Origin of the sequence: Qingrenia yutianensis (genome assembly GCF_014385105.1) — a bacterium.
GTDB classification, from domain to species: domain Bacteria; phylum Bacillota; class Clostridia; order UMGS1810; family UMGS1810; genus Qingrenia; species Qingrenia yutianensis.
In genome coordinates, this window is the sequence record NZ_JACRTE010000057.1 from 1 (window position 1) to 1,959 (window position 1,959).

At 42.3% G+C, this 1,959-nt stretch carries 1 pseudogene; it reads left to right on the top strand.

What is annotated here, in order from left to right:
* Positions 1-1,874, top strand: a pseudogene (locus H8706_RS11955) (hypothetical protein); the annotation flags it as partial.
* Positions 1,875-1,959 lie beyond the last annotated feature (85 nt).

Here is a 1,959-nt window from a genome sequence, read left to right on the forward strand (position 1 = left end):
ACTATAAAGATGCACTCGGTCATAGCTGGGATAAAGGACACAATGTTACCGACGCAACCTGTGACGGCGAGGGCGTAATTGAATACAACTGCTTAAACTGTAATGAGAAGATGATCAAGGCAGAAAGCGCAAAAGGACATACTCCGGGCAAATCGGCAACCTGTACAGAGCCGCAGACCTGCGTTGAGTGCGGAGCAATTTTAGAATTGCCGAAAGGACATTCATATAAAACAAAAACCGTAAAGCCTACTTGCACATCAATGGGCTATACAGTATATTCGTGTAAAGACTGTGATAACACCTATGAGGGTGATTATATAGATAAAATGCCGCATAATTATGGCGAAAAGGTTACAGAGCCGACCTGCACGGCAATGGGATATACAACATATACCTGTGCGGATTGCGGTGATGAATATGTGTCCGACTATACGGACAAGATTGCTCATAACTATGCAAAGGATGTAACGGAGCCTACTTGTACGAGTGTAGGATTTACGACATACACTTGCGTCGACTGCGGAGAAACATATAAGGCAGACTACACAGATGTGCTTCCGCATAACTATAACAAAAAGACCGTAGAGCCGACTTGTACGGAACACGGATATGCAGTATTCACTTGCCCGGACTGCGGAAAGTCATATATCGGTGAGTACACCGATGTTAAAAAACATCATTATACAAAGGTTGTAACACCGCCGACGTGTACAGAGATGGGGTACACGACATATACTTGTGATGACTGCGGCGATAGCTACAAGGCTGACTATGTTGACAAAGCTGCTCACGATTATACAAAGACTGTAACTGCTCCGACTTGCACAGCTCTCGGATATACTGTCTATGAGTGTAAAAACTGTGATTATAAATATATCAGCGACTACACCGATAAAGTCAATCACAGTTATATTGCCGATGTAACAGAACCGACTTGCACAGCATCCGGATATACCGTCTACACTTGCGAGAACTGCGGTAAAATCTATACAGCGGACTACAAAGATATGACAGGGCATAAACCGTCGGAATGGATAATTGATGAACCTGCCACAATTGAGCGAGCGGGCGAAAAGCATATTGAGTGCTTAACTTGTGGTGAAGTTTTATCAAGAGCAGCAATTCCGCAGTTAGTTGAAAAAGACCGCACGGACGAGGACGGTAATTCAAAAGTCGGTGATTTCTCTATCCTTGTAACCAACGCAAACGGCAAACCGATTTTTGATAGTGAGATTTCTATTGATATCAATGACAATGTAACTATTAAATTGCCAAGCGGCAGACTTCTTGATTATGCAGACCAAACAATTATAACTGCAATGAACACAGATTCACAGCAACCGAAATCGGAGTTACAGATTTTTATCTATGATGTAAACAATAATGCGGCAACAGGCAAAACCGATGAAAACGGTCAGCTTAAAGTTCCGAACAATAAAACCTCTACCGGTGATAACAGCGGTACGGTAGGCAAAGATGACGAGGATAAAAAGAATACATTTGTCGTAAAGGCTACCGACAAAATGAATGTCGTTATTCCGAATTGTGAGGTTTACATTGGTGAGAGCAATAATATTGTAGTTGACTTGCCGGAGGGTATTAAACCTACAAGTGAATATCCTGTTATAATCACAGTAACAGACCAGCACGGACAGCCGCAGCAGGGCATTACTGTTATAACGCTCGGAGATGCGGACTACATCGAAAAAGGCGTAACCGATATGTTCGGAAAAATCACATTGCCGACAGCAAAAGACGGTTTTACGGACGATACGGGTAAAGTACGCATTGATGGAATGTATGTGTTTGTCAATGACGAAAACGGAGCTATCGAAAATGCTTTTATTATTTCTGATACCTCCATTTTAGTTTAAGTTTATACCACCGGTCTGTTCTTCCTCCGGTCCGGTATTTTGTAATTTTTCAAGTTTTTCTCTTGCCCAATCCGGCAAATTAAGA